General features: G+C 69.7%; 7 protein-coding genes and 2 tRNA genes. 1 reads left to right on the top strand and 8 read right to left on the bottom strand.

Annotated elements, in window-relative coordinates; genetic code table 11:
• Positions 1-144: 144 nt before the first annotated feature.
• The 5 genes from clpX to ACFV7Q_RS37420 all read right to left on the bottom strand — a co-directional run bounded on the left by clpX (position 145) and on the right by ACFV7Q_RS37420 (position 4,887).
• The gene (clpX, locus tag ACFV7Q_RS37440; RefSeq protein WP_030297265.1) at positions 145-1,431 is read right to left on the bottom strand and encodes an ATP-dependent Clp protease ATP-binding subunit ClpX; all 1,287 of its coding nucleotides are present in this window, start codon (positions 1,429-1,431) and stop codon (positions 145-147) included.
• Between the two features lie 154 nt (positions 1,432-1,585).
• Positions 1,586-2,260 carry an ATP-dependent Clp protease proteolytic subunit gene (locus ACFV7Q_RS37435; RefSeq protein WP_385435416.1) on the bottom strand — a complete coding sequence of 225 codons (675 nt, stop codon included), beginning with the start codon at positions 2,258-2,260 and terminating at the stop codon, positions 1,586-1,588.
• An 89-nt stretch (positions 2,261-2,349) separates the two neighbouring features.
• Positions 2,350-2,967 (bottom strand): ATP-dependent Clp protease proteolytic subunit, encoded by a 618-nt coding sequence (locus tag ACFV7Q_RS37430; protein ID WP_385435413.1) that lies wholly within the window; start codon positions 2,965-2,967, stop codon positions 2,350-2,352.
• 286 nt (positions 2,968-3,253) lie between these two features.
• The gene (gene tig, locus ACFV7Q_RS37425; protein WP_385435412.1) at positions 3,254-4,648 is read right to left on the bottom strand and encodes a trigger factor; all 1,395 of its coding nucleotides are present in this window, start codon (positions 4,646-4,648) and stop codon (positions 3,254-3,256) included.
• 162 nt (positions 4,649-4,810) lie between these two features.
• Positions 4,811-4,887: transfer RNA gene (locus ACFV7Q_RS37420), tRNA-Pro, on the bottom strand.
• Positions 4,888-5,066: 179 nt separating this feature from the next.
• Here ACFV7Q_RS37420 and ACFV7Q_RS37415 point away from each other — a divergent pair.
• Positions 5,067-5,140, top strand: a tRNA-Gly gene (locus ACFV7Q_RS37415).
• A gap of 331 nt (positions 5,141-5,471) precedes the next feature.
• Here ACFV7Q_RS37415 and ACFV7Q_RS37410 read toward each other — a convergent pair.
• From ACFV7Q_RS37410 to ACFV7Q_RS37400, 3 genes are all read right to left on the bottom strand, one after another.
• The gene (locus ACFV7Q_RS37410; RefSeq protein WP_179174563.1) at positions 5,472-5,666 is read right to left on the bottom strand and encodes a hypothetical protein; all 195 of its coding nucleotides are present in this window, start codon (positions 5,664-5,666) and stop codon (positions 5,472-5,474) included.
• Positions 5,667-5,812: 146 nt separating this feature from the next.
• A complete protein-coding gene (locus tag ACFV7Q_RS37405) occupies positions 5,813-6,268 on the bottom strand; it encodes an HD domain-containing protein (RefSeq protein ID WP_385435411.1) in 456 nt (151 codons plus the stop codon).
• Complete coding sequence (locus ACFV7Q_RS37400; protein WP_385435410.1) at positions 6,265-7,665, bottom strand: pyridoxal phosphate-dependent decarboxylase family protein; 1,401 nt, start codon at positions 7,663-7,665, stop codon at positions 6,265-6,267. The genes ACFV7Q_RS37405 and ACFV7Q_RS37400 overlap by 4 nt, the downstream gene beginning before the upstream one ends.
• Positions 7,666-7,802 lie beyond the last annotated feature (137 nt).

Raw genomic sequence — 7,802 nt, 5'->3', positions numbered from 1 at the left:
TCTGTTCACCCCCGTAGTTTTTTGCTAAAAACTGGCGTTTGGGGGGGGGGGTTTCCCACACGCCCTTTCACGCGTGGGGGGGGCCCCCGGGGCCCCGGGGCCCCCCCCTCCTGCGTTCGGCTGCGGCATCGCGCCGCGTAACGGCTAGGCCGACTTCTCCTGCGGGCCCTGGTCCTTCGGGACGATGCGGGGGACCAACGTCGGGTTGACGTTCGAGCGGACGACGTCGGCGGTGATGACCACGCGGGCCACGTCCTTGCGGGACGGGACCTCGTACATCACCGACATCAGGACCTCCTCCATGATGGCGCGCAGACCGCGTGCGCCCGTCTGGCGGAGGATCGCCTGGTCCGCGATGGCTTCGAGGGCCTCGCGCTCGAAGTCCAGCTCGACACCGTCGAGTTCGAACAGCCGCTGGTACTGCTTGACCAGGGCGTTGCGCGGCTCGACGAGGATCTGGAGGAGCGCCTCGCGGTCCAGGTTGTGCACCGAGGTGATCACGGGCAGGCGGCCGATGAACTCCGGGATCATCCCGAACTTCACCAGGTCCTCCGGCATGACCTCCTGGAACTGGTCGCTCGCCTCGATCTCCCGCTTCGAGCGGATGGTCGCGCCGAAGCCGATGCCCTTGGCGCCGGCACGCGACTCGATGATCTTCTCCAGCCCGGCGAAGGCACCACCCACGATGAACAGCACGTTCGTCGTGTCGATCTGGATGAACTCCTGGTGCGGGTGCTTGCGGCCGCCCTGCGGGGGGACCGACGCCGTCGTCCCCTCCAGGATCTTCAGCAGGGCCTGCTGGACGCCTTCGCCCGAGACGTCACGGGTGATCGACGGGTTCTCGCTCTTGCGGGCGACCTTGTCGATCTCGTCGATGTAGATGATGCCGGTCTCGGCCTTCTTGACGTCGTAGTCGGCGGCCTGGATCAGCTTCAGCAGGATGTTCTCGACGTCTTCGCCCACATAGCCGGCCTCCGTCAGCGCGGTCGCGTCGGCGATGGCGAACGGGACGTTCAGCATGCGGGCGAGCGTCTGGGCCAGCAGGGTCTTGCCGGAGCCGGTCGGGCCCAGCAGCAGGATGTTGGACTTCGCGAGCTCGATCGCGTCGTCCCGGCCCTGCGCGCCGCCGTTCTCGCCGGCCTGGACGCGCTTGTAGTGGTTGTAGACGGCGACCGAGAGCGCCTTCTTCGCCGGCTCCTGGCCGACGACGTAGCTCTCCAGGAACTCGTAGATCTCGCGAGGCTTGGGGAGTTCCTCCCACCGGACCTCGGAGGTCTCGGCGAGTTCCTCCTCGATGATCTCGTTGCAGAGGTCGATGCACTCGTCGCAGATGTAGACACCGGGTCCTGCGATGAGCTTCTTCACCTGCTTCTGGCTCTTTCCGCAGAACGAGCACTTGAGCAGGTCGCCGCCGTCACCGATGCGTGCCACGAGGTGCTTCCCCTTCGCCTGGGAGACGCCTGGTTCAGCGGCTCCTGGTGCCTCATATCCGACGGTACCTTGCCGGGGGCCCCGTACGGGGCCCCCTTGACGCGGTTCACATCCCGGAATTCCGGGATGCGTCCGCGTCGAGCGGCGGCAAGGATCAGACCGCGTTCATCTTGCGGGTGGAGACGATCTGGTCGATCAGGCCGTACGACAGCGCGTCCTCGGCCGTCAGGATCTTGTCGCGCTCGATGTCCTCGCGGATCTTCTCGATCGGCGTGGACGAGTGCTTGGCCAGCATGGTCTCCAGCTGGTCGCGCATGCGCAGGATCTCGTTGGCCGCGATCTCCAGGTCGGAGAGCTGCTCGCGGCCGGTACCGCCGGACGGCTGGTGGATCAGCACGCGCGCGTTCGGCAGGGCCATGCGCTTGCCGGGGGTGCCGGCGGCGAGCAGGACCGCGGCGGCGGAGGCCGCCTGGCCCATGCAGACCGTCTGGATGTCCGGCTTCACGAACTGCATCGTGTCGTAGATGGCCGTGAGCGCGGTGAAGGAGCCGCCCGGGCTGTTGATGTAGATCGAGATGTCGCGGTCCGGGTCCATCGACTCCAGGCACAGCAGCTGCGCCATGACGTCGTTGGCGGAGGCGTCGTCGATCTGCACGCCGAGGAAGATCACGCGCTCCTCGAAGAGCTTCGCGTACGGGTCGTACTCGCGCACGCCCTGCGAGGTGCGCTCGACGAAGCGCGGGACGACGTAGCGGTTGTCCACCTGCGGGCCGGTGTAGAGGCCGCTCGCGGGAGAGAGGTTGTTCATGTGCATCTGGGTGTTCACCATCCTGGTGCCGTTCTGCGGGCTGGGGCTTGCCTGGTGCGGGCGGGCGTACGGGGCCTCGCGCGAGGCCCCGCGCATCGCCGGGGCCTGGATCAGGCCCCGGTGCCGCCGCCGCCGGGAACCAGGGACGCGGCGGTGATGATCTCGTCGATGAGGCCGTAGTCCTTGGCCTCCTCTGCCGTGAACCAGCGGTCGCGGTCGCCGTCGCGGATGATGGTCTCGACGGTCTGGCCCGAGTGGTGCGCGGTGATCTCCGCCATGCGCTGCTTGGTGCGCAGCAGGTACTGGGCCTGGATCTTGATGTCCGAGGCGGTGCCGCCGATGCCGGCGGAGCCCTGGTGCATCAGGATGTCGGTGTTGGGGAGCGCGAAGCGCTTGCCGGGGGCACCGCCGGTGAGCAGGAACTGGCCCATGGAGGCCGCCATGCCCATGCCGATGGTGACGACGTCGTTCGGGATGTACTGCATGGTGTCGTAGACGGCCATGCCCGCCGTCACCGAGCCGCCGGGGCTGTTGATGTACAGGTAGATGTCCTTCTCCGGCTCCGCGGCCAGGAGGAGGAGCTGCGCCGTGATCTTGTTGGCGATGTCGTCGTCGACCTGCTGGCCGAGGAAGATGATGCGCTCGCCGAGCAGCCGGTTGTAGACATGGTCGCCGAGGCCGCCACCGATGGACGGCTCACCCGCGGCGTAAGGCTTCAGATTCGTCACGTATCCACCTGCTCGTCTCCGACGGCCACATGCCGTCTCAGCGTCTCGTTCTGGGGCGCGGACCGGTCGGCGCGGTGTGTTCGCCGTCGTCCGGGTACTCCCGTGCCCTCGTATTCATGGACCCTAACGCGCAGGTCGGACAACGCCATCCCGGTTCCCGAACTGTTCGCTCGGAGCGCAAGGTTCCCGGGGGCCACGGGGGTACGCCGAAGGGCCCGCACGCGGCGGCGTACGGGCCCTTCAGGAGTACTGCACGGTACTGCCGGGCCGCTGGGACCCGCCGGGCTTACTTGGCCTCGTCGGCCTTGTCCTCGGCCTCGCCCTCGACGGCGGCCTCGACCGTCTCGGCGGCGGCCTCGACCTCGTCCTCCTCGTCGGACAGGTCGATGACCTCACCGTTGGTGTCGACGACCTTGGCGGCCTCGACGACCAGCGCGAGGGCCTTTCCGCGGGCGACCTCGCCGACCAGCATCGGGACCTGGCCGCCCTCGACGACCGCCTGGGCGAACTGGTCGGGGGACATGCCGGAGGAGGCGGCGCGGCGCATGAGGTGCTCGGTGAGCTCCTCCTGGTTCACACCCAGCTTCTCCTTGTTGACCAGGGCGTCCAGGACGAACTGGGTCTTGATGCCCTTGATCGCCTGCTCCTTGGTCTCGGCCTCGAACTCCTCGACCGTCTTGCCCTGGAACTCCAGGTACTTCTCCAGGGTCAGGCCCATCTGGCCGAGCTGGTGGTGCTCCAGGTTGTGCTTGCGGGTGTTGACCTCGTCCTCGAGGAGCTTCTCGGGGATCGGGACCTCGGCGAGCTCCAGCAGCTTCTCCAGGACGCGCTCCTGGGCCTGCGTGGCCTGGTCGTACTGCTTCATGTTCTCGAGGCGCTTGCGGCTGTCGGCCTTCAGCTCGTCGAGGGTGTCGAACTCGCTCGCCATCTGGGCGAACTCGTCGTCCAGCTCCGGCAGCTCACGGGCGGAGACCTTGGAGACCTTGACCGTGACCTCGGCGTCCTTGCCCTCGGCGGAGCCGCCCTTCAGCTGCGAGGTGAAGGTGGCCTCGCCGCCGGCCTCCAGGCCCTTGACGGCCTCGTCGATGCCGTCGAGGAGCTCGCCCGAGCCGATGGTGTAGGAGACGTCCGTGGCGACACCGTCCGGCAGGACCTCGCCCTCGACCTTGGCCTCCAGGTCGAGGGTGACGACGTCACCCTCGGCGGCGGCGCGCTCGACGTCGTTGGTGGACGCGAAGCGGTTGCGCAGCTGCTCGACGGACTTCTCGACGTCCTCGTCGGAGACCTCGACCGCGTCGACCTCGACCTCGATGCCGGAGAAGTCCGGGATCTCGATCTCGGGGCGCACGTCGACCTCGGCGGTGAAGGCCAGCAGCTCGCCGTCCTTCAGCTCGGTGATGTCGACCTCGGGCTGGCCCAGCGGGTTCAGCTCGGCCTCGTTGATCGCCTCGGTGTAGAACTTCGGAAGCGCGTCGTTGACGGCCTCCTCCAGCACGGCACCCCGGCCGAAGCGCTGGTCGATGACGCGGGCCGGGATCTTGCCCTTGCGGAAGCCCTTCACCGTGACCTGCTGGTTGATCTTCTTGTACGCCGCGTCGAGGCTGGCCTTGAGCTCCTCGAAGGGCACCTCAACAGTGAGCCGAACCCGAGTCGGGTTCAGGGTCTCCACGGCGCTCTTCACGGTTCGGTCTCCTTGTGGCTGACTGCTGGGTTCTCTGCTGTCGCTGCGAATTCAGCGTTCCAGCGGATCGGGCCCGGTACATCAGACACACGGGCACGCAGCTTGCATAGTAACCGCAAGCGGCAATCAGCCCACAACGCGATCTTGGCGATGCGGCGGTGTTGGTCGGGGTGGCCGGATTCGAACCGACGACCTTCCGCTCCCAAAGCGGACGCGCTACCAAGCTGCGCCACACCCCGTCGGTGCGACACGTAGGGTACATGGCCGGAGACCCTCCGACACGCCGTGTTTTGCAGGAAGGTTTCCGGCCGCCCGCGGTCGGGCACCGGCCGAACGCAATATGCGGTGTGCGCTCCCCCGTCCCGACCCGCTAGGATGCTCTCCGTGCCGCGCTCCTCGGATCTGCGGCGCGCGCGTTGCGGGTGTAGCTCAATGGTAGAGCCCTAGTCTTCCAAACTAGCTACGCGGGTTCGATTCCCGTCACCCGCTCCATTGGGCTCAGGGCCAGGTCAGAGGATGTTTCCTCCACCTGGCCCTGAGTCGTTCCCGGGACGCGGCTGCGGATAGTGTGGCGGCATGGGGGAACCGCGGATCGTCGTGCAGGGCTCGGGGCTCGAGATCTTGATAACGGGCAACGCCGAAGGGCTTCGTCTTCTCGCGGAGCGGCTTGTGAGCCTTGCCGGGCCGGGGCTGCGCAACGGGTACCACCTGCACCTCGACGCCGGCGTCGACCTGGAGGAGGGCTCGACGGGCCTCGTCCTGGAACGCGACGACTCGATCTAGGCGGGCCGGGCGTTCTCGGGCCGGACCTGATGGTCCGCGGTCAGATCTTGATGCCGGCGATGGTGTCGGCGAGGGAGTTGAGGAAGCGGTTGACGTCCGGGGCGATGGAGCTGGACGCCAGGAAGAAGCCGAAGAGGACCGCGACGATCGCGGGGCCCGCCTTGATGTGGTTGCCGCGGATCATCACCACCAGGATGATCGCCAACAGAACCACCACTGACAGCGAAATCGCCACTTTTGATCACACCTTCGGTCGTTCCCGGTCGGCCTCGGGCACGCGGCCGTGCGTACCCCCATACGGACCATCCTCCCACCAACGGGCCCCGACTATCCGCCACGTGACGACCCGCCGGTGGCGCGTGCCCGCCAACCGGGCACGGGTCACTGCGCGGTGAGGCCGAGGAGGGAGCGGACGCGGGTGTACTTCGCGGACAGCCGCTGCCGGGTGGGTTCGTCGAGGACGGCCAGCCTGGCGGGGTCCGCGTTGTGCGCGAGGTCGGCCTCCTTGACCAGGAGGGCGCCCGGGGTGGCGAGGATCCTGGCCGTGTACTCCTCGACCGGCTCACCGGGGCGCTTGGTCACCGCCAGGACCATGTCCTTCACGGCCTGGGGCAGGGCGGCGGAATCCAGCCATTCCCGGCTGAGGGCGTCGTCCTCGACGGCGTCGTGCAGCCAGGCCGCCGCCTGCTGTTCGACGCTGCCCCCGCGGGCGCGGACGCCCGCTGCGACCGCGGCGAGGTGCTCGGCGTACGGCCGGCCGGCCTTGTCGGTCTGCCCTTCGTGCGCGGCGCGCGCCAGTGCCTCGACCTCCGCCAGGGTGAGTGGCTGCTGCGTCATGCGGGTCCCTTCGCCGTCCTGTGCGCCGCGGCGCGGAGGGCCTGTGCCGCCCGGTGCACATCGGCCTCCGTGGTGCGCCAGTTGGAGAACGCCGCGCGCAGGCCGGGGGTTCCCGCGTAGACGGTCGGGGTGACGAACACCTCGGCCGCGGCGGCCTCCCGCAGGGCCGTGAGCCGGGCCGGCGCGGGATCTTCGGCGAGGGTGAAGCAGACGACGTTGAGGCGGACGGGGGCGAGCAGCCGGAAGGCGGGGTCCCGCTCCAGTTCGGCGCCGAGGGCACGGGCGCAGGCGGTGTCGCGCTCGACGATCTCCCGGTGGCCTTCGCGGCCGTACGCGCGCAGGGCGAACCAGGCGGCGAGGGCGCGCAGCCGGTGGGAGTTCTCGGGGGTGAGGTGGACCAGGTCGGGGCGGTCACCGAGGGGGCCGAGGTAGGCGGCGGCGTTCTGGAAGACACGGGCCTGGAGGTCGGGCCGGCGGGTGAACTGCACGGCGCTGTCATAGGGGACGTTCAGCCACTTGTGCAGGTCGACGCAGACGGAGTCGGAGGCGTCGAGCCCGTCGGCGAGGTGGGCGTACCGCGGGGAGAGCGCGGCGAAGGCGCCGAAGGCGGCGTCGGTGTGCAGCCAGAAGTCGTGGCGGTCCTTCAGCGCGGCGACGGCGCGGAGGTCGTCGAAGTCCACGGTGTTGACGGTGCCGGCGTTGGCGACGACGACGGCCGGGCCGGGCGTGTCGGCGAGGGCGCGGTCGAGGGCGGCGGGGTCGACGGCCTCGCGCCCGGGCAGGGTGGGCACCGGGACGAGGGAGGAGCGGCCGAGGCCGAGGACGGCCAGGGCCTTGGCGATGGAGGAGTGCGGGGCGCCGGAGAGCACCCGGACCGGGCCGAGGGCGGCGGCCCCGTCCTCGGCCGGGGAGACGCCGAGCCGTTCGCCGAGCCATTCGCGGGCGATGGCGAGGCCGGTGGTGTTGGACATGGTGGCGCCGCTGACGAAGGTGCCGCTGTGCGCGGGTCCGAGGCCGAACAGCTCGCGGAGCCAGCCGACCGTCTCGCGTTCGAGGTCCTGGCCGGCGCCGTCGAGGGCGGAGTTGGAGTTCTGGTCGTGGGCGGCGGTCAGCCAGTCGCCGACCAGGGCGGCGGGGGTGGCGCCCCCGGTGACGAAGCCGAGGTACCGGGGGCCGGCCGAGGCCGAGAGGCGGGGCGCCCAGCGGTCGGCGAAGGCGGCGAGCGCGGCTTCGGTGCCGGTGCCGCGTTCGGGGAGCGGTTCGGGGTCCGGCTGCCCGGCCGGCAGCCGTACGACGGGGCGCTCGCCGAGGGTGGCGAGGGTGTCGGTGGCGGCGCGGCGGGCGGCGTCGAGGAGGTCGGGCAGGCGGGACAGGTCGGCGGCGAGGGTGCGGTCCATGCCCGGCACGGTAGGGGTCGGGCGGCGGCCGCGGACCGGCCAATCGGGGGGGGGGGGGGGGGGCCCGGCGCGCCCCCCCCCCCCCCGCCGCGCCGGCCGGGGAGGGAAAACAAAAACAAAAGGGCGCCCAAATATAG

Origin of the sequence: Streptomyces sp. NPDC059851 (genome assembly GCF_042732005.1) — a bacterium.
Lineage (GTDB): Bacteria > Actinomycetota > Actinomycetes > Streptomycetales > Streptomycetaceae > Streptomyces.
The sequence above is the reverse complement of the archived record's forward strand: the minus strand, read 5'-3'. Positions and strand labels throughout refer to the sequence as shown.